Annotated in this window: 17 protein-coding genes; 1 reads left to right on the top strand and 16 read right to left on the bottom strand. The window is 62.4% G+C overall.

Going from position 1 to position 19,961, the window contains the following annotated elements:
- Nucleotides 1–252 precede the first annotated feature (252 nt).
- The 8 genes from rpoS to OZ911_RS05710 form a co-directional block, all read right to left on the bottom strand.
- A complete protein-coding gene (rpoS, locus tag OZ911_RS05745; RefSeq protein ID WP_003252351.1) occupies nucleotides 253–1,260 on the bottom strand; it encodes an RNA polymerase sigma factor RpoS in 1,008 nt (335 codons plus the stop codon).
- A 108-nt stretch (nucleotides 1,261–1,368) separates the two neighbouring features.
- The gene (locus OZ911_RS05740; RefSeq protein WP_016485232.1) at nucleotides 1,369–2,226 is read right to left on the bottom strand and encodes a peptidoglycan DD-metalloendopeptidase family protein; all 858 of its coding nucleotides are present in this window, start codon (nucleotides 2,224–2,226) and stop codon (nucleotides 1,369–1,371) included.
- Between the two features lie 239 nt (nucleotides 2,227–2,465).
- Complete coding sequence (locus tag OZ911_RS05735) at nucleotides 2,466–3,104, bottom strand: protein-L-isoaspartate(D-aspartate) O-methyltransferase (RefSeq protein WP_015269209.1); 639 nt, start codon at nucleotides 3,102–3,104, stop codon at nucleotides 2,466–2,468.
- A gap of 35 nt (nucleotides 3,105–3,139) precedes the next feature.
- Nucleotides 3,140–3,889 (bottom strand): 5'/3'-nucleotidase SurE, encoded by a 750-nt coding sequence (gene surE / locus OZ911_RS05730; RefSeq protein WP_016485231.1) that lies wholly within the window; start codon nucleotides 3,887–3,889, stop codon nucleotides 3,140–3,142.
- Complete coding sequence (gene truD, locus OZ911_RS05725) at nucleotides 3,877–4,935, bottom strand: tRNA pseudouridine(13) synthase TruD (RefSeq protein ID WP_016485230.1); 1,059 nt, start codon at nucleotides 4,933–4,935, stop codon at nucleotides 3,877–3,879. Before truD ends, surE begins: the two co-directional genes overlap by 13 nt.
- Nucleotides 4,932–5,405, bottom strand: coding sequence for a 2-C-methyl-D-erythritol 2,4-cyclodiphosphate synthase (gene ispF / locus OZ911_RS05720; protein WP_016485229.1), 474 nt, complete (start codon nucleotides 5,403–5,405; stop codon nucleotides 4,932–4,934). The genes truD and ispF overlap by 4 nt, the downstream gene beginning before the upstream one ends.
- Nucleotides 5,406–5,581: 176 nt before the next feature.
- On the bottom strand, nucleotides 5,582–6,436 hold the full coding sequence (gene fghA, locus OZ911_RS05715; RefSeq protein ID WP_023048355.1) for an S-formylglutathione hydrolase: 855 nt from the start codon (nucleotides 6,434–6,436) through the stop codon (nucleotides 5,582–5,584).
- Between the two features lie 8 nt (nucleotides 6,437–6,444).
- The gene (locus tag OZ911_RS05710) at nucleotides 6,445–7,557 is read right to left on the bottom strand and encodes an S-(hydroxymethyl)glutathione dehydrogenase/class III alcohol dehydrogenase (RefSeq protein ID WP_016485227.1); all 1,113 of its coding nucleotides are present in this window, start codon (nucleotides 7,555–7,557) and stop codon (nucleotides 6,445–6,447) included.
- A 107-nt stretch (nucleotides 7,558–7,664) separates the two neighbouring features.
- Here OZ911_RS05710 and OZ911_RS05705 point away from each other — a divergent pair, with 107 nt between their 5' ends.
- Nucleotides 7,665–8,561 (top strand): LysR substrate-binding domain-containing protein, encoded by an 897-nt coding sequence (locus OZ911_RS05705; RefSeq protein WP_023048356.1) that lies wholly within the window; start codon nucleotides 7,665–7,667, stop codon nucleotides 8,559–8,561.
- A gap of 34 nt (nucleotides 8,562–8,595) precedes the next feature.
- Here OZ911_RS05705 and ispD read toward each other — a convergent pair whose 3' ends face one another.
- The 8 genes from ispD to dnaE all read right to left on the bottom strand — a co-directional run bounded on the left by ispD (nucleotide 8,596) and on the right by dnaE (nucleotide 19,936).
- Complete coding sequence (gene ispD / locus OZ911_RS05700) at nucleotides 8,596–9,303, bottom strand: 2-C-methyl-D-erythritol 4-phosphate cytidylyltransferase (protein ID WP_023048357.1); 708 nt, start codon at nucleotides 9,301–9,303, stop codon at nucleotides 8,596–8,598.
- Nucleotides 9,300–9,581, bottom strand: coding sequence for a cell division protein FtsB (gene ftsB, locus OZ911_RS05695; protein WP_016485224.1), 282 nt, complete (start codon nucleotides 9,579–9,581; stop codon nucleotides 9,300–9,302). Before ftsB ends, ispD begins: the two co-directional genes overlap by 4 nt.
- Before the next feature lie 168 nt (nucleotides 9,582–9,749).
- Nucleotides 9,750–11,039, bottom strand: a complete 1,290-nt coding sequence (gene eno / locus OZ911_RS05690) for a phosphopyruvate hydratase (RefSeq protein ID WP_016485223.1) — start codon at nucleotides 11,037–11,039, stop codon at nucleotides 9,750–9,752.
- A gap of 153 nt (nucleotides 11,040–11,192) precedes the next feature.
- Nucleotides 11,193–12,038, bottom strand: coding sequence for a 3-deoxy-8-phosphooctulonate synthase (kdsA, locus tag OZ911_RS05685; protein ID WP_012270852.1), 846 nt, complete (start codon nucleotides 12,036–12,038; stop codon nucleotides 11,193–11,195).
- A 3-nt stretch (nucleotides 12,039–12,041) separates the two neighbouring features.
- Complete coding sequence (gene pyrG, locus OZ911_RS05680) at nucleotides 12,042–13,670, bottom strand: CTP synthase (protein ID WP_016485222.1); 1,629 nt, start codon at nucleotides 13,668–13,670, stop codon at nucleotides 12,042–12,044.
- Nucleotides 13,671–13,940: 270 nt separating this feature from the next.
- Nucleotides 13,941–15,224 carry a tRNA lysidine(34) synthetase TilS gene (gene tilS, locus OZ911_RS05675; RefSeq protein WP_023048358.1) on the bottom strand — a complete coding sequence of 428 codons (1,284 nt, stop codon included), beginning with the start codon at nucleotides 15,222–15,224 and terminating at the stop codon, nucleotides 13,941–13,943.
- A gap of 132 nt (nucleotides 15,225–15,356) precedes the next feature.
- Entirely contained in the window at nucleotides 15,357–16,304 is a 948-nt protein-coding gene (gene accA, locus OZ911_RS05670) for an acetyl-CoA carboxylase carboxyl transferase subunit alpha (protein ID WP_024717683.1), read from the bottom strand.
- 107 nt (nucleotides 16,305–16,411) lie between these two features.
- On the bottom strand, nucleotides 16,412–19,936 hold the full coding sequence (gene dnaE, locus OZ911_RS05665) for a DNA polymerase III subunit alpha (RefSeq protein WP_016485219.1): 3,525 nt from the start codon (nucleotides 19,934–19,936) through the stop codon (nucleotides 16,412–16,414).
- Nucleotides 19,937–19,961 lie beyond the last annotated feature (25 nt).

Below are 19,961 nucleotides of genomic sequence, written 5' to 3'. Positions count from 1 at the left end.
CTGAGGCTTGCATAGATAGCTTACAAAACAAGTAAGAAAAGGCTTACACGCAATGTTACTGAGGTAGCGCAGTACACATTAGCTATCTGTTTACCCGGCAGATTTTGGGCCTGCTTTGCAGCCCATTCGCAGCACAAGGCTGCTCCCACAAGAGACCGTGATTGCCCGGATGATCGCGTATCCCAACATTTTCAAATGACACACACAAAAACGCCCCGAGGTCATCGGGGCGTTTTGGGTGACAGGCCTTCGCTACTGGAACAAAGACTCGCTGGACAGGCCGTTCTTCTCAAGGATCTCGCGCAAACGCTTGAGCCCCTCTACCTGGATCTGCCGTACCCGTTCCCGGGTCAGGCCGATCTCCAGCCCTACATCTTCCAGGGTGCTGCTTTCATGCCCACGCAGGCCAAAGCGACGCACCACCACTTCCCTCTGCTTGTCAGTCAACTCGCCCAGCCACTGGTCGATGCTCTGCGACAGGTCGTCATCCTGCAACAGTTCGCACGGGTCGGTGGGGCGGTCGTCGGTCAAGGTGTCGAGCAGGGTCTTGTCCGAATCCGGGCCAAGCGACACGTCCACCGAAGACACCCGCTCGTTCAGGCCCAGCATGCGCTTGACCTCGGCGACTGGCTTTTCCAGCAGCGTGGCGATTTCTTCCGGTGAGGGTTCGTGGTCGAGTTTCTGGGTCAGCTCGCGTGCGGCGCGCAGGTAGACGTTCAGTTCCTTGACCACGTGGATCGGCAGGCGGATGGTGCGGGTCTGGTTCATGATCGCCCGTTCGATGGTCTGGCGAATCCACCAGGTCGCATAGGTCGAAAAACGGAAACCACGCTCCGGGTCGAACTTCTCGACCGCACGGATAAGCCCCAGGTTGCCCTCCTCGATCAGGTCGAGCAGCGACAGGCCGCGGTTCACGTAACGACGGGCAATTTTGACAACCAGGCGCAGGTTGCTTTCGATCATGCGCTTGCGGCCAGCAGGATCGCCCTTCTGCGACAAGCGCGCGAAGTGCACTTCCTCTTCTGGCGAAAGCAGGGGCGAGAAGCCGATCTCGTTGAGATACAACTGGGTGGCATCAAGCGCCCGGCTGTAATCGATGTACTTGTGTTGCTTGAGTGAAGAGCCCGACTTGGCCCTCGTCCGAACCGAAGATACAGCAGGTTCGTCTGACACCACATCCGTTTCCAAAACGATACCCGTCTCCATCAGGAGGACGTCATCGTCGATGTCAAACTCCGGCACTTCTTTACTGAGAGCCATTGTTATAGTCCTTTGCTGAGTTCGAACTCAGACTCGAGCGGCACCTTTTTCCCTGGCAGCGCTGGAGCCTGTCCCCTCTACATCACAGGAACAGGCCGGGTACAACGATCAACGGCGTGGCAGGAACTGGAGCGGATCGACGGGTTTGCCCTGGCGGCGAATCTCGAAATGCAGCTTCACCCGATCTGTGCCTGTAGACCCCATTTCAGCAATCGACTGCCCTGCCTTGACCTGCTGCCCCTCCCGAACCAACAGCCTGCGGTTATGGCCGTAGGCACTGACGTAGGTATCGCTGTGTTTGATGATGATCAGCTCGCCGTAGCCCCTTAAACCACTCCCGGCGTACACCACCGCACCATCAGACGCAGCAAAAACAGGCTGTCCCAAATCACCGGCGATATCAATGCCTTTATTCAAACTACCGTTTGAAGCAAATTTTCCAATCAGCACACCGTTGGCTGGCCAGGTCCAGCCGCCTACCGCGCGCTCCGCAGCCGGCACGGTGGCAACCACCGGCGCACTGCTGGACGGGGCAGGCGTGGCCGGTTTGCCGGTGCTGGCAGGCGACGTGGACGTGCTCCCCACAGGCCGCCGCGTGACCGTGGTGCGGCTCGACGAGGACGGGTTGGACACCACCGTGGTACTGCTGCTAGAACCACTGCTGAAACGAATCGCCTGGCCTGGGCGAATGGTATAAGGCGCCGAGATGCCATTGCGTGCGGCCAGCTCCTTGTAGTCCCAGCCATAACGGAAGGCGATGGAGAACAGCGTGTCACCAGGCTTGACGATGTACTGCCCGGACGTCACCGCCGGGCGCTTGGGCACGGTGTTGTTGCGGTCGACCACCCGCGCGCTGGTATTACTGGTGCTCGAACAACCCACCAGTAGCGTGCCCATGGCCAGTGCAATCAACAGAAGCTTGAAACCCGACCCATCCTTGCGCTGCCGAATGACTGTGTGACCCACCCGCGCTCCCCTCATGGTGCCGAAAAACGATATGAAGACAAGAAATGCAATATTATTGCAATTATAACCAAGCCGGCCGGTAATGGCAGGCTGATGCAAAAGGCTGTAGCAAAGCCGCGGTGCGCGCTGTGTGCTAGCGCTTCGCTCCGCCAGATAGACAGGGCGCAGCTACAAGAATTCGCCACCGGCGCAAAAATACCGTGCAGCTCATGCCCGCAGCACCCAGCTCGACGCTGCACTCAGGCCAGCGGGCCATTGAGCAGCGGCACGAAACGCACAGCACCCAGCACACGGCGGGAGAACCCATGCTCCTCGCGCACGATCAGCATCAGTTGCTGCGTTTCGCCGGCCGGCCCTACCGGTATGACCATGCGGCCACCGGGCGCCAGCTGGTCAAGCAGTGCCTGGGGGACTTCCGGCGCCACCGCAGTGACGATGATGCCGTTGTAAGGCGCCAGCGCCGGCCAGCCTTCACAACCATCGCCCCAGCGGAATACCACATTGCGCAGGTTCAGCTCCACCAGACGCTCCTTGGCACGGTCCTGCAGCACCTTGATACGTTCCACCGAGAAAACCCGCTCCACCAGCTGGGCCAGTATCGCCGTCTGGTAACCCGAGCCGGTGCCGATCTCCAGCACCTTGTCCAGCGGGCCGGCCTCTAGCAGCAGCTCGCTCATGTGGGCAACCATGAATGGCTGGGAGATGGTCTGGTTGTGGCCGATCGGCAGCGCGGTGTCTTCATAGGCACGATGCGCCAGTGCCTCGTCGACGAACAGGTGACGCGGGGTACGACGAATCACGTCGAGCACCTTGGTGTTCGACACCCCTTCTTCGCACAGGCGCTGGATCAGCCGCTCCCGGGTACGCTGGGAGGTCATGCCGATGCCACGCCGCAGCATATCGTCCTCGCGCATCAGAGCAGGCCCTCCAGCCAACCGTCGAGCTGCTCGAAGGCATCATTGAAGGTGCGGTCGAGCTGCAGCGGAGTGATCGAGACAAAGCCTTGCATCACCGCATGGAAGTCGGTGCCCGGGCCGCCATCTTCGGCATCACCGGCCACGGCGATCCAGTAGCCTTCCTTGCCGCGCGGGTTGACCACCTTGGTCGGTGCCGCCGCCCGCGCCCGGTGACCGAGGCGGGTCAGCTGGATGCCACGGATGTGCTCCAGCGGCAGGTTGGGGATATTGACGTTGAGTACGGTGCGTGGCGGCAGCACCAGGCGCGACTGTGCCTCGACCAGGCGACGGGCGATGTAGGCCGCCGTCGGCAAGTTGTCCGGCTGGCGCGACAACAGCGAAAACGCCAGCGACGTGCCACCAAGGAAACGGCCTTCCAACGCTGCGGCGACCGTACCGGAGTACAACACGTCATCACCCAGGTTGGCACCGAGGTTGATCCCCGACACCACCATGTCCGGCGCCTGCGGCAACAGCCCATTAAGCCCCAGGTGCACACAGTCGGTCGGTGTGCCGTTGAGGCTGATGAAGCCGTTGGCCAGGGTCTGCGGGTGCAGTGGCCGGTCCAGCGTCAGCGAACTGCTGGCGCCGCTCTTGTCTTGGTCCGGGGCAATCACCGCGCACTCGGCGTAATCCGCCAGCGCAGCGTGCAGCGCGGCGATGCCGGGTGCGGTGACACCGTCGTCGTTCGAAATCAGAATACGCATGGGCTGTCCGTCTGCCCTGCCGACACCAGATCCACGACTTCGCGCACCACCACGGTGGCGAAGCATCCGGCCGGCAGGACGAATTCCAGTTGCAGGATATCAGGCTCGGGATAATGCCATGTCAGGCCGCCAATAGGGAGCCGCAAAATACGCCGTTCGTGATCCATGCCCGCCTGGGCCAACCAATGACAAAGTGCCTGTTGCCGCTCGCCCACGGCATTTTCCAGCTGCGCGGTGGCGCCGCCTGCGGGGGAACTGCCCTCGCCCCACATCGGGCCGGTCGGATGCAGGTCGAGAATCGCCAGACGTGGGTCGGCGCATTCCGCCTCACCGGCCGGGAAGAAGCTACGGCTGTCGGTGAACGCCAGCAAGTCGCCGACCTGGGCCTGCGCCCAGCTACCTTCGGCGACACGTGCAGCCAGCACCTGATTGAACAGGTAGCTGCGCCCGGCCGAAAGCAACCGCGAACGCACGTTACGCTGCTCGGGCAACGCCTTGCGGGCGGCCCAGTCGAGGGCATCATGGACGTTGCCCCCCCCGTGGCCGAAACGCTGGGTGCCGAAATAGTTGGGCACACCGTGCTGCTTGAGCTGTGCCAGGCGGGCATCCACAGCCTGGTGGTCAGCAGCAAGGGCTGTCAGGCGCAGGGTGAAGCCGTTGGCCGAATGCGCGCCACGCTGTAGCTTGCGTTGGTGGCGCACCTGCTTGAGCACGCGCAGGCTGGCATCTTCAGCACGCGACAGGTCCGGGTCGGCCTTGCCCGGCAGGTGCAGGCTGAACCACTGACGGGTCAGGGCCTGACGGTCCTTGAGCCCGGCGTAGCTGATAGCGCGCGCCGGCACGCCTGCGGCGCGCGCCAGGCGGCGGGCGGCCTCTTCAGTGTTCAAGTCGCGCTTTTCGACCCACAGCCACAGGTGCTCACCCTGGCCGGACAGCGGAATGTCCAGCACTTCGTCAACCTGAAAGTCTTCAGCCACTGCCTTGAGGACGGCGGTGCCCAAGGGTTCGCCCGATGCGCGCGGGCCCAGCAGTTCCTGCTCGGTCATGCTGGCAGCAGCAGGGCGACCGAATGCACGGCAATCCCCTCCTCACGGCCAGTGAAGCCCAGCTTTTCAGTGGTGGTGGCCTTGACGTTGACCTGGTCGCGTTCAACCTGCAGGTCTTCGGCGATCAGCTGGCGCATGGTCTCGATGTGCGGGGCCATCTTCGGCGCCTGGGCGACGATGGTGGCGTCGACATTGCCGACCTTCCAGCCCTTGGCCTTGACGATGCCGACCACATGGCGCAGCAGCACGCGGCTGTCGGCGCCCTTGAATTGTGGGTCGGTGTCGGGGAAGTGCTTGCCGATGTCGCCCAGCGCCGCAGCGCCCAGCAAGGCATCGCTCAGGGCGTGCAGCAGCACGTCGCCGTCGGAATGGGCCAGCAGGCCGTATTTGTGGGGGATACGCACCCCGCCCAGGGTAATGAAATCACCGTCGCAGAAACGGTGCACATCGTAGCCATGGCCAATACGCATAGAAAAACGCCCTGAATGAGTCAGGGCGTGATTCTACCTGCTTTTGCAGCATTGGGGCTGCTTCGCAGCCCATCGCCGGCAAGCCAGTGCCCACCTCGCCCCCATGGCCCTGGAGCCATGCACAGTACCTGTGGGCGCTGGCTTGCCGGCGATGGCGCAAACACCCCAGCTACGCCTTACACCCGCCCCAGTGCCACCGCATGATGGCGCAGGTGATCTTCGATGAAGCTGGCAATGAAGTAGTAGCTGTGGTCATAGCCCGGCTGCAAACGCAGGGTCATTTCATGGCCCCCTTTTCGCGCGGCCTGCTCCAGCGCTTCAGGCTTGAGCTGCTTCTCGAGGAAGTCGTCACGGTCGCCCTGGTCAACCAGCAAGGGCGGGCATTCGCCGGCCGGTGTTTCAGCCAGCAGGATGCTGGCATCCCACTCGCGCCAGCGCGCTCGGTCTTCACCCAGGTAGCGGCTGAAAGCCTTCTCGCCCCAGGGGCAATCCATCGGGTTGCTGATGGGCGAGAACGCCGACACCGAGCGGTAGCGCCCCGGGTTGCGCAAGGCGCACACCAGCGCGCCATGCCCCCCCATTGAGTGGCCGCTGATGCTGCGCTCGCCCGAAGCCGGGAAGTGCGCCTCGATCAGCGCCGGCAACTCCTCCACCACATAGTCATGCATGCGGTAATGCTGGGCCCAGGGTTGCTGGGTGGCGTTGAGGTAGAAGCCGGCCCCCAGGCCGAAGTCCCAGGCGCCATCCGGGTCGCCCGGCACCTGTTCGCCACGCGGGCTGGTGTCGGGAGCCACGATGATCAGCCCAAGCTCAGCTGCCATGCGCTGGGCGCCGGCCTTCTGCATGAAGTTCTCGTCGGTGCAGGTGAGGCCGCTAAGCCAGTACAGCACCGGCAGCTTCTCGCCCTGCTCGGCCTGCGGCGGCAAGTACACGGCAAACACCATGTCGCAACCCAGCACCTTGGAGTGATGCCGGTAACGCTTGTGCCAGCCGCCAAAGCTCTTCTGGCAGGAGATGTTATCCAGGCTCATGGCACACCTCAGAAGTGGATCACGCTGCGGATGCTCTTGCCTTCATGCATCAGGTCGAAGGCTTTGTTGATGTCTTCCAGGCCCATGGTATGGGTGATGAAGGTATCCAGCGGAATCTCGCCCTTTTCGGACATTTCCACGTAGCTCGGCAGCTCGCTGCGGCCACGCACGCCGCCGAACGCCGAACCACGCCAGACGCGCCCGGTGACCAGCTGGAACGGACGGGTGGCAATTTCCTGGCCGGCACCGGCTACACCGATGATTACCGACTCGCCCCAGCCCTTGTGGCAGCATTCCAGAGCAGCGCGCATCAGTTGCACGTTGCCGATGCACTCGAAGGAGAAGTCCACGCCACCGTCGGTGAGGTCGACGATCACTTCCTGGATCGGGCGGTCGTAGTCTTTCGGGTTGATACAGTCGGTGGCACCCAGTTGACGGGCAATCTCGAACTTGGCCGGGTTGATGTCGATGGCGATGATGCGCGCGGCCTTGGCCTTGACCGCACCGATCACCGCCGACAGGCCGATGCCGCCCAGGCCGAAGATGGCCACGGTGTCACCCGGCTTGACCTTGGCGGTGTTGAGCACCGCGCCGATACCGGTGGTGACGCCACAGCCCAGCAGGCAGACTTTTTCCAGTGGGGCTTCTTTCTGGATCTTGGCCACGGAGATTTCCGGCAGCACGGTGTACTCGGAGAAGGTCGAGGTGCCCATGTAGTGGAACAGCTGCTGGCCCTTGTACGAGAAGCGCGTGGTGCCGTCCGGCATCAGGCCCTTGCCCTGGGTAGCACGAATGGCCTGGCACAGGTTGGTCTTGCCCGACAGGCAGAACTTGCACTTGCCGCATTCCGGGGTGTACAGCGGGATCACGTGGTCGCCGACGGCCACCGAGGTCACGCCCTCGCCTACCGCTTCGACGATCGCGCCGCCTTCGTGGCCGAGGATCGACGGGAAGATGCCTTCCGGGTCAGCACCCGACAGGGTGTAGGCATCAGTGTGGCAGACACCACTGGCGACCACACGCAGCAGCACTTCCCCGGCCTTGGGCATGGCCACGTCGACTTCGACGATTTCCAAGGGTTTTTTGGCTTCGAAGGCTACAGCAGCACGGGACTTGATCATCAAAGGTCTCCAAATAGAGGGGCGATTCAGTCTCACAGTGTAATTCACCGCCTTTTGATGAATAATCCGGCCAAAGACAAAACATTATTGCCACACAGGGATAATCCATGAGCAGCCGCTGGGAAGGCATCGACGAATTTGTCGCGGTGGCAGAATCGGGCCAGTTCACTGCAGCCGCCGAACGCCTGGGGGTTTCGTCGTCGCACATCAGCCGGCAAATCGCCCGTCTGGAAGAGCGCCTGCAGACCCGCCTGCTGTATCGCAGCACGCGTCGGGTAACCCTGAGCGAGGCCGGGCAGACCTTTTTGCAGCATTGCCAGCGTTTGCAGGATGGCCGCGAAGAAGCCCTGCGCGCCATGGGCGACCTGGCCAGCGAGCCCAAGGGCTTGCTGCGCATGACCTGCGCGGTAGCCTACGGCGAGCGCTTCATCGTGCCGCTGGTGACACGGTTCATGGCGCTGTACCCCCAGTTGCGGGTGGATGTGGAACTGAGCAACCACACACTCGACCTGCTGCATGAAGGCATGGACCTGGCCATTCGCCTGGGCCGCCTTGCCGACTCTCGGCTAGTGGCCACTCGCCTGGCGCCGCGACGCATGTACCTGTGCGCCTCGCCGGCCTACCTGGAGCGTTACGGCCGGCCGCACAGCCTGTCGGAACTGGCGCGGCACAATTGCCTGGTGGGCAGTTCGGACTTGTGGGCGCTGCAGCAGGACGGCCGCGAGATCAGCCAGCGAATACAGGGCAACTGGCGCTGCAACAGTGGCCAGGCGGTGCTGGATGCGGCGCTGCAAGGGATAGGGTTGTGTCAGTTGCCGGATTACTACGTGCTGGAGCACCTGAACAGCGGTGCGCTGGTGTCCTTGCTTGAGGCGCACCAGCCGCCAAATACGGCAGTGTGGGCGCTGTATCCGCAGCAGCGGCACCTGTCACCGAAGGTGCGGCGACTGGTGGATTACCTGAAGGAAGGGTTGGCGGGGTTGCCGGAATATCGCGGGATCTGATGGCAAAGGGGGCCGCAGAGCGGACTCGGCGATTTCAGCGCCTACCCGCCCAGCGTTGGCGCAACCATTCCAGGTCTTCGGGCCGGGTCACCTTGATATTGTCACTGCGCCCTTCCACCAGCCGCGGCGCCTGGCCGGACCATTCGATGGCAGAAGCCTCATCGGTCACCACCACATCCGACACCAGGCACTCGGCCAGCGCCCGGTGCAACGCCCCCAGGCGGAACATCTGCGGGGTATACGCCTGCCAGATGGTACTGCGGTCCACGGTAGCGCTCACCCGGCCATTGCTGTCGGCACGCTTGAGGGTGTCACGCGCCGGCACCGCCAGCAGGCCACCCACCGGGTCGTCCGCCAGCTCCGACAACAACTTGTCCAGGTCGCTGCGCGCAAGGTTTGGCCGCGCGGCATCGTGCACCAGCACCCAGTCGCTGTCCGAGGCCCCCTGGGCATGCAGTAACAGCAAAGCGTTGAGCACCGAGTCGGCGCGCTCACGCCCGCCCGCCGCGCGCTGGATGCGCGAGTCGCTGGCACAACGCAGGGCCGGCCAGTACGGGTCATCTTCAGCTAGGCTGACCACCACGCCGTTGAGCGCCGAGTGGCCAAGAAAACAGTCGAGGCTGTGCTCGAGCAGGGTCCGCCCGGCCAGCTCCAGGTATTGCTTGGGGCGGTCGGCAGCCATGCGGGCACCTACGCCCGCAGCAGGAATCACGGCCCAGAAGGCCGGCAACGTATCGATCATTTCTGTGGCAACTGGAAGAGGGTTTCGCCCTCTTTGACCATTCCCAATTCGTGGCGAGCCCGCTCTTCAACGGTCTCCATGCCTTTTTTCAGCTCCAGCACTTCGGCATCGAGCACACGGTTACGCTCGAGCAGGCGCTCGTTCTCGGCATGCTGCTCGGCAATCTGCTGCTTCAGCTCGGTCACTTGCGCCAGGCTGCCACTACCCACCCACAGGCGGTACTGCAGGCCACCCAGCAGCAGGAGCAGGACGAGGAACAACCAATAAGGACTGCGCATCTAGGTATCCAGGTTAAAAAGACCGCCGCACACTATGCATTTCGGGGTCTCAAATAGCACGAAGCCTGGCCGAGGCCAGGCTTCGTAGACAGAAACCCGTTGGAACGCAGTAAAGTTCAGTAAGAACGTTCCTACAGCTCCGGCTGCTGTCTTTTTACCATCTCTTGCTTAGCCGCGAAACTCGGCACGACCACGGTAAACCGCTTTGGCACCCAGTTGCTCTTCGATGCGCAGCAGTTGGTTGTACTTGGAAACGCGATCGGAACGGCACAGCGAACCGGTCTTGATCTGACCGGCAGCGGTACCCACGGCCAGGTCGGCAATGGTCGAATCTTCGGTTTCACCGGAACGGTGCGAGATCACCGCGGTGTAGCCCGCAGCCTTGGCCATCTGGATGGCTTCCAGGGTTTCGGTCAGCGAGCCGATCTGGTTGAACTTGATCAGGATCGAGTTACCGATGCCCTTCTCGATGCCTTCTTTGAGGATCTTGGTGTTGGTCACGAACAGGTCGTCGCCAACCAGCTGTACCTTCTCGCCGATCTTATCGGTGAGGATCTTCCAGCCAGCCCAGTCGGACTCGTCCAGGCCGTCTTCGATCGAGATGATCGGGAAGCGCTCGGTCAGGCCTTTCAGGTACTCGGCGAAGCCTTCGGCATCGAACGACTTGCCTTCACCAGACAGGTTGTACTTGCCGTCTTCGTAGAATTCGGAAGCCGCGCAGTCCAGGGCCAGGGTCACATCGGTGCCCAGCTTGTAGCCGGCCTTTTCAACGGCTTCAGCGATGGCGCCCAGGGCGTCTTCGTTGGATGCCAGGTTAGGGGCGAAGCCACCTTCATCACCTACGGCGGTGTTCAGGCCACGGGCCTTCAGCACGGCTTTGAGGTGGTGGAAGATTTCGGTACCCATGCGCAGGCCGTCGGAGAAGGTCTTGGCGCCAACCGGCTGAACCATGAACTCCTGGATATCGACGTTGTTGTCGGCGTGCTCGCCACCGTTGATGATGTTCATCATCGGAACCGGCATCGAGTACTGGCCTGGGGTGCCGTTCAGGTTGGCGATATGCGCGTACAGCGGCAGGTCCTGGTCCTGGGCAGCGGCCTTGGCGGCAGCCAGGGAAACAGCCAGGATGGCGTTGGCGCCCAGTTTGGCCTTGTTCTCGGTACCGTCCAGTTCGATCATGGCGCGGTCCAGGGCCTTCTGGTCCGAAGGGTCCTTGCCCAGCAGCAGCTCACGGATCGGGCCGTTGATGTTGCCGACGGCTTTCAGCACGCCCTTGCCCAGGTAACGGCTCTTGTCGCCATCACGCAGCTCCAGCGCTTCGCGCGAGCCGGTGGAAGCACCGGACGGCGCGCAAGCGCTGCCGATGATGCCGTTGTCGAGCAGTACATCGGCTTCCACGGTGGGGTTGCCACGCGAATCGAGAACTTCACGACCTTTGATGTCGACGATTTTTGCCATTGTTGTAAGCACTCCAGAATTGACGAAAACAACCTAGCTTAAGAAATTCTTGCCGTTCACCAGGCGGGTTTGCAGTGGGCAGGCCGGGTGAAGGGAGCCCCTGACCGATTGGTCAGGGGTGGATCGGGCGCTACTTTACCCGAGAAATGAGCTTTACGCGGTTTCTACCGTCGGAAAACTTTTTACCAGGTCATCCAGTTGCTTGAGCTGGGCCAGGAATGGCTCCAGTTTGTCCAGGCGCAGGGCGCATGGGCCATCGCACTTGGCGTTGTCCGGGTCGGGGTGGGCTTCAAGGAACAGGCCGGCCAGCCCCTGGCTCATGCCTGCCTTGGCCAGGTCGGTGACCTGGGCGCGACGGCCGCCGGCGGAATCGCTACGGCCACCCGGCATCTGCAGGGCGTGGGTCACGTCAAAGAATACCGGATACTCGAACTGCTTCATGATGCCGAAGCCGAGCATGTCCACCACCAGGTTGTTGTAGCCGAAGCTAGAACCGCGCTCGCAGAGGATCAACTGGTCGTTACCGGCCTCTTCGCACTTGGCCAGGATATGTTTCATTTCCTGGGGGGCGAGGAACTGGGCTTTCTTGATGTTGATCACCGCGCCGGTCTTGGCCATGGCAACCACCAGGTCGGTCTGCCGCGACAGGAAGGCCGGCAGCTGGATGATGTCGCATACCTTGGCAACAGGCTCGGCCTGGTAAGGCTCGTGCACATCGGTGATCACCGGCACGTTGAAGGTGCGCTTGATCTCTTCGAAGATCTTCAGCCCTTCTTCCATGCCCGGACCACGATAGGACGTTACCGACGAACGGTTGGCCTTGTCGAAACTCGCCTTGAACACGTACGGGATACCGAGCTTCTCGGTCACCCGCACGTACTCTTCGCAGACCTTCATTGCCAGGTCACGGGACTCCAGGACGTTCATGCCGCCGAACAGGACGAACGGCTTGTCGTTGGCGATCTCGATGTTACCGACGCGAATGATCTTCTGGGTCATTGATCAGGCCTTGTTCTTCTGAGCCAGGGCTGCCTTGACGAAACCACTGAACAGCGGGTGGCCGTCACGCGGGGTGGAGGTGAATTCCGGGTGGAACTGGCAGGCGACGAACCATGGGTGGTCCTTGGACTCGACCACTTCCACCAGCGCACCGTCTTCGGAACGACCGGAAACCACCAGGCCAGCATCGACCAGTTGCGGCAGCAGGTTGTTGTTCACTTCGTAGCGGTGACGGTGACGCTCGGTGATCACGTCCTTGTTGTAGCAGTCGTGCACCTTGGAGCCGGCGGCCAGTTGGCAATCCTGTGCGCCCAGGCGCATGGTGCCGCCCAGGTCGGAAGCCTCGGTACGGGTTTCGACGGCGCCGGTGGCATCTGCCCACTCGGTGATCAGGCCGACCACCGGGTGGCCGCTGTTGCGGTCGAATTCGGTGGAGTTGGCGTCTTTCCAGCCCATCACGTTACGGGCAAACTCGATCACGGCCACCTGCATGCCCAGGCAGATGCCCAGGTACGGTACTTTGTTCTCACGGGCATACTGCACCGCGGTGATCTTGCCTTCCACGCCACGCAGGCCGAAACCGCCCGGCACCAGAATGGCGTCGGCGCCCTCGAGCAGGCTGGTACCCTGGTTCTCGATGTCTTCCGAGTCGATATAGCGCAGGTTTACCTTGGTGCGGTTGGTGATGCCGGCGTGGCTCATCGCTTCGATCAGCGACTTGTACGCATCCAGCAGCTCCATGTACTTGCCGACCATGGCGATGGTCACTTCATGCTCCGGGTTGAGCTTGGCATCGACCACTTTGTCCCACTCGGACAGGTCGGCACCATTGCACTGCAAGCCGAAACGTTCGACGACGAAGTCGTCCAGGCCCTGAGCGTGCAGCACGCCCGGGATCTTGTAGATGGTGTCGACATCTTCCAGCGAAATTACCGCACGCTCTTCAACGTTGGTGAACAGCGCAATCTTGCGACGCGACGAGGCATCGACCGGGTGGTCGGAGCGGCAGATCAGCACGTCAGGCTGCAAGCCGATGGAGCGCAGCTCCTTGACCGAGTGCTGGGTCGGCTTGGTCTTGGTTTCGCCAGCGGTGGCGATGTACGGGACCAGGGTCAGGTGCATCAGCATGGCGCGCTTGGAGCCCACTTCGACGCGCAGCTGGCGGATCGCCTCAAGGAACGGCTGCGACTCGATGTCACCCACGGTACCGCCGATTTCCACCAGGGCCACGTCGGCATCGCCGGCACCCTTGATGATGCGACGCTTGATTTCGTCGGTGATGTGCGGAATGACCTGGATGGTCGCGCCCAGATAGTCACCACGACGCTCTTTACGTAGCACGTGCTCGTAAATGCGACCGGTGGTGAAGTTGTTGTTCTGGGTCATGGTGGTGCGGATGAACCGCTCGTAGTGGCCCAGGTCGAGGTCAGTCTCGGCGCCATCCTGGGTGACGAACACTTCCCCGTGCTGGAACGGGCTCATGGTGCCCGGGTCGACGTTGATGTACGGATCCAGCTTGAGCATGGTGACCTTCAGGCCCCGCGCTTCCAGGATGGCCGCCAGGGAAGCCGAGGCAATGCCTTTCCCCAATGAAGAAACAACACCGCCCGTGACGAATATGTAGCGCGTCATGAAAAACCCTAGAAGTCTGCGTTAAGGCGGCCAGCGCCGCCGGAGAAAGCGAAGGAAGGCCGAAGCCCCCGATCACCTGCGTCAATCACAGTGCATCTCGAAAAACTGTCGCGTCTGTACAGACCAGGGGTATCCCCGGCATGGAGCTCGCTCGTCATTTCCAGAATTCAGCCCAGCAAAAAACTGCTTGGTAATCGGCAACCCCTGTGTTTTCGCGGAAGCCACAGAAGTTGTATCAAGAAGGGAGGGTAGTCTACCGGAATGTACCCTTCATCTCAAACCTTGCGCGCTGGTCGGCAACTGCCAATGCAGCTGGCAATCCGCCTGCACCAGCCCGGGCAGGTTGGCCACCGCCAGCAGGCGCCCGCCCTGATAGAGCAATGGCAGGCGCGGACGCAGGAAATGCGGCACCTGCTGCTCATTGAGCAGGCGCTTGAGGTCGCGCTGGCCGCGCCCTGGGACCTCCAGCCTTTCGCCGCCCTGGCGGTAGGCAATGCGCAGGCCAGCCAGCGGCCCGGCGACATCAAGACGCACCCTGCCGTTTCCTGGCAGCACCAGGGCAGCAGCTGAATTGAGCCAGGCTAGTTCGCCGACAGGCTGCTGCAACCAGTCGCCGCTCAGCCACCAGATGCGACCTTGGCTGCGCACCAGCTCCCCATCGGCAAGCCGCCAGACGGGCTGGGCATCGGCGGCGGCATCGCGCAGGTCGCCCCAGCCAGCCCAATGCCGGGCGTCGGGCAGACGGGTGCGCCGGCTCAGCCAATATTGAACGGCATTACGCTGACGGGCCGGCGACAGCATCACCAGGGCGGCCAGGTCGAGGGATTCCAGTCCCGACCAGGCAAGGGGCGCGCCTTCTTGCGCAGCCGCCAGGTCGCTCTGGGCCAGTTCGTCCAGCAGGCCCAGCGCTTCACCCAGGTGCTCGGCGGCACGAGCGAAGTTCTGGCCGGCCTGCGGCCAACGTTGCTGCAAGTGCGGGAACACCTCGCTACGCAGGTAGTTGCGGGCAAATTGTGTGTCGCTATTCGAAGGGTCTTCAATCCATGCAAGCCCGTTCACCCGGGCATAGTCATGCAGTTGCTGGCGTGAACAACCCAGCAACGGCCTGATCAGGCTCCCCTGCCCTAGCGCCCGCTGCGCAGGCATCGCCGCCAGGCCACGCAGGCCGGCGCCGCGCAACAGGCGGAACAACAGCGTTTCAGCCTGGTCGTCGCGGTGCTGCCCGGTAAACAGCATGTCGCCTGGGCCCAAGGCTTGCTCGAAAGCAGCATAGCGAGCGTTGCGGGCAGCCTGTTCGAGGCTGGCGCCGGGAGTGACCTGGACGTGAATGACCTGAAGTTCGATGCCAAGGTTGTCGCAGATGGCTTGGCAGTGGGCAGGCCAGGCGTCGGCCGCGGCTTGCAGGCCGTGGTGGATATGGATGGCGCGCAGCGGGGGGGAAGCGTGGTTGCGGGCGTGGGTGGCCAGCAGGTGCAGGAGGACGGTGGAGTCGAGACCACCGGAGAAGGCTATGTACCAGGTGGGGGCTTGCAGCCAGGGGGTGAGGTTGATCATGAGGGCCTCACATGGCTTGAGATTGCCGGGGGGGCTTTGCACCCCATTCGCCGGCAAGCCAGGCTCCCACAAGGCTCACCGTGGGAGCCCGGCTTGCCGGCGAATGGGCCGCAGAGCGGCCCCTTGGGTATGTCAGAGGCCGTAGCTCATCAGGCGCTCGTAACGGCGAGCCAGCAGCGCGTCGTTGTCCAGCTTGCCGAGCATGTCCAGCTGCTGTATCAGGTCAGCGCGGATGCTTTCCGACACTTTCACCGGGTCACGATGGGCGCCGCCCAACGGCTCCTGGATGACCTTGTCGACGATGTTCAGGCTCTTCAGGCGCTCGGCAGTGATGCCCATTGCCTCGGCTGCGTCGCACGCCTTGTCGGCAGTCTTCCACAGGATCGAAGCGCAACCTTCCGGCGAGATCACCGAGTAGGTGGAGTATTGCAGCATGTTCAGCTGGTCGCACACGCCGATCGCCAGTGCACCGCCAGACCCGCCCTCACCGATCACGGTAGCGATGATCGGGGTTTTCAGGCGCGCCATCACGCGCAGGTTCCAGGCGATTGCCTCGCTCTGGTTGCGCTCTTCGGCGTCGATGCCCGGGTAGGCACCCGGGGTGTCGATGAAGGTCAGGATCGGCATCTTGAAGCGCTCGGCCATTTCCATCAGGCGGCACGCCTTGCGGTAGCCCTCCGGGCGCGGCATGCCGAAGTTGCGGCGTACCTTTTCGCGCACTTCACGGCCCTTCTGGTGGCCGATGACCATGACCGGCTTGCCATCCAGGCGCGCGGTACCACCTACGATGGCGGCGTCGTCGGAGAAGTGGCGGTCACCGTGCAGCTCTTCGAACTCGGTGAAGATGTGCTCCAGGTAGTCCAGGGTGTAAGGACGACGCGGGTGACGTGCGAGGCGGGCGATCTGCCAGCTGGTCAGGTTGCCGAAGATGCTTTCGGTCAGTGTGTTGCTCTTGTCTTGCAGACGGGCAATTTCATCGCTGATGTTCAGCGAATTGTCGTTGCCTACCAGGCGCAGGCCTTCGATCTTGGCTTGCAGGTCGGCAATCGGCTGTTCGAAATCGAGAAAATTCGGGTTCATAGTCATCCGTCTTGGGTCTACGGCCAGGCGGCCGGCCGGTTGATCCGTTTGGCGCCATACCTTAAGGGATCAGGCGCATTCAGGTCGAGATTAAATTTTGGGTCGGTTCAACGATATTGCAGGAAGACGTTCTCACGCCCGAACTGGTCACGCAGCGCCTGAATCAGCCCGTCGGCCGGGTCGATCGACCACTGCTCACCGAACTGCAGCATGGCCTTGGCGTCGCTGCCGGTGTACTCCAGGGTAATCGGGCAAGCACCGCGATGGCGCGTGATCAGCTCGCCCAGCCACTTCAGCCGGTCGCCTTTCAGCGCCTCGTGTGCCACCTTCAGGCGCAGGCTCTCGGCCAGCTTGGTGCGCGCATCTTCCATGGTCATCACCTGCTTCACCCGCAGGCGCAGGCCACCCGAAAAGTCATCGTTGCTGACCTCGCCTTCGACAACCACCATGGCATCGGCCTGCAGCAAAGACTGTGCCGCCATGAAGGAATCAGCGAACAGGGAGGCCTCGATGCGGCCGGAACGGTCATCCAGGGTGACGAAGCCCATCTTGTCGCCCTTCTTGTTCTTCATCACCCGCAGGGCAATGATCATGCCGGCGATAGTCTGGGTCTCGCGCGACGGCTTGAGGTCAATGATGCGCTGACGGGCGAAGCGGCGGATCTCTGCCTCGTACTCGTCGATCGGGTGACCGGTGAGGTACAGGCCCAAGGTGTCCTTCTCGCCCTTCAGGCGCTCCTTGAGGGTCAGCTCGCGCACCTTGCGGTGATTGGCATAGACATCGACTTGCGCTTCATCGAACATGCTGCCAAACAGGTCGACATGGCCACTGTCCGCCGTATGGGCTGCCTGCTCGGCTGCCTTGATGGCTTCGCCCAGCGCCGAGAGCAAGGTTGCACGGTTGATGTCGATGTTGGCCTGGTAGGCCTTGATCTCGTCATGGAAGTGCGGGCCCAAGCGGTCCAGTGCGCCGCTGCGCACCAGGGCATCCAGGGTGCGCTTGTTCACCCGCTTGAGGTCGATGCGTTCACAGAAATCGAACAGGTCCTTGAACGGCCCGCCTTGGGCGCGGGCCTCGACAATGGCCTCCACCGGGCCTTCGCCGACGCCTTTGATCGCGCCCAGACCGTAGACGATTCGGCCGTCGTTGTTGACGGTGAACTTGAAGTCGGAGAAGTTCACGTCGGGCGCGTCGAGGCGCAACTTCATGCTGCGGACTTCTTCTACCAGCACAACCACCTTGTCGGTGTTATGCATATCCGCCGACAGCACGGCAGCCATGAACGGCGCCGGGAAGTGGGTTTTCAGCCAGGCCGTCTGGTAGGACACCAGGCCATAGGCGGCGGAGTGGGATTTGTTGAAGCCATACCCCGCAAACTTTTCCACCAGATCAAAGATGTTACCGGCCAGGTCGGCATCGATGCCGTTGTTGGCGCAACCTTCGATGAAACCACCACGCTGCTTGGCCATTTCCTCGGGCTTTTTCTTACCCATGGCCCGGCGCAGCATGTCCGCACCACCGAGGGTGTAGCCCGCCATCACCTGGGCGATCTGCATCACCTGTTCCTGGTACAGGATGATGCCATAGGTAGGCGCCAGCACCGGCTGCAGGCCTTCATACTGGTAATCCGGGTGCGGATAGGCCAGCTCGGCACGGCCGTGCTTACGGTTGATGAAGTCGTCCACCATGCCCGACTGCAACGGGCCCGGGCGGAACAGCGCCACCAGTGCGATAAGGTCCTCGAGGCAGTCGGGTTTGAGCTTCTTGATCAGCTCCTTCATGCCCCGGGATTCAAGCTGGAACACCGCCGTTGTTTCGGCTTTTTGCAGCAACTCGTACGTCTTGCGGTCATCCAGCGGGATGAAGTCGATGTTCAGATCGGGCAGGTTCTTCTTGGCCTGCTCGCGGTTGATGATCTCCATCGCCCACTTGATGATGGTCAGGGTACGCAGGCCGAGGAAGTCGAACTTGACCAGGCCGGCGGCCTCGACGTCGTCCTTGTCGAACTGGGTGACCAGGCCGCCGCCCTCTTCATCACAGGCGATCGGCGAAAAATCGGTGAGCTTGGTCGGCGCGATAACCACACCACCGGCGTGCTTGCCGGTACCCCGGGTGACGCCTTCCAGCTTCAGCGCCATGTCCCAGATTTCGCGGGCGTCCTCGTCACCCTTGAGGAAGTCGCGCAGGATTTCTTCCTGCTCGTAGGCCTTCTCCAGGGTCATGCCCACTTCGAACGGGATCATCTTGGACAGGCGGTCGGCCAGGCCGTAGGACTTGCCCTGCACCCGCGCCACGTCACGCACCACCGCCTTGGCGGCCATGGTGCCAAAGGTGATGATCTGGCTGACCGCATTGCGCCCGTAGGCATCGGCCACATATTCGATCACCCGGTCCCGGCCGTCCATGCAGAAGTCGACGTCAAAGTCGGGCATGGAAACACGTTCAGGGTTGAGGAAGCGCTCGAAGAGCAAGTCGTAGGCCAGCGGGTCGAGGTCGGTGATCTTCAGCACGTAGGCCACCAGCGAGCCTGCACCCGAACCACGGCCAGGTCCCACCGGCACGCCGTTGTTCTTGGCCCACTTGATGAAGTCCATCACGATCAGGAAGTAACCGGGGAAGCCCATCTGGATAATGATATCCAGCTCGAATTTCAGGCGGTCCAGGTACACCTGGCGCTTCTCTTCGTAATTGGGCGTGGTCTCTTTGGGCCACAGTACCGCCAGGCGCTCTTCCAGGCCTTCGTGGGAAACGTGACGCAGGTAATCGTCGATGCCCATGCCGTTCGGCGTAGGAAAGTCGGGCAGGAAGTGTTTGCCCAGTTGCACCTGGATGTTGCAGCGCTTGGCGATCTCGACGGTGTTGGCGATGGCATCGGGCAAGTCGCTGAACAGCTCGGCCATTTCCTCGGCCGATTTCAGGTACTGCTGGTCACTGTAGCCACGCGGGCGGCGCGGGTCATCAAGGGTCCAGCCTTCACCAATGCACACGCGGGTTTCGTGGGCGTCGAAGTCCGCTTGCTTGATGAAACGCACGTCGTTGGTGGCCACCAGCGGGGCACCAAGCTTGTCGGCCAGCGCCACCGCCGCGTGCACGTATTCCTCGTCGCGAGCGCGGTTGGTGCGCTGTACTTCAACGTAGAAGCGCTCGGGGAACATGCCCATCCAGTCTTGCAGCAAGGCCTGAGCTTCTTCGTCCCGGCCGGACAACAAGGCCATGCCGATATCGCCTTCCTTGCCCGCTGAAAGGGCAATCAGGCCCTCGCTGGCAGGGGCGATCCAGTCCCGCTGAAGAATGACCAGGCCGTTACGCTGGCCTTCGGTCCAGCCGCGCGAGATCAACTCGGTGAGGTTGCGGTAACCCTTGGGGTCCATGGCCAGGAAGCAGATGCGCGACAGCGGGGCTTCCGGGTCGGCACCGGCCAGCCACAGGTCGGCACCACAGATCGGCTTGATGCCCGCGCCCATGGCCGTCTTGTAGAACTTCACCAGCGAGCACATGTTGCTCTGGTCGGTGATCGCCACCGCCGGCATGTTCATCCCGGCCAGCGCCTTGGCCAGCGGTTTGATCCGCACCAGGCCGTCGACCAGCGAGAATTCGGAGTGGACGCGCAGGTGAACGAAGGGAACCGACATGGAAGATCCTGTAGCAGTGCTTAAC

The organism is Pseudomonas fortuita, from assembly GCF_026898135.2.
Taxonomy (GTDB): Bacteria; Pseudomonadota; Gammaproteobacteria; order Pseudomonadales; family Pseudomonadaceae; genus Aquipseudomonas; species Aquipseudomonas fortuita.
Note: the sequence above shows the minus strand (reverse complement) of the source record. Positions and strands in the feature narration are given on the sequence as shown.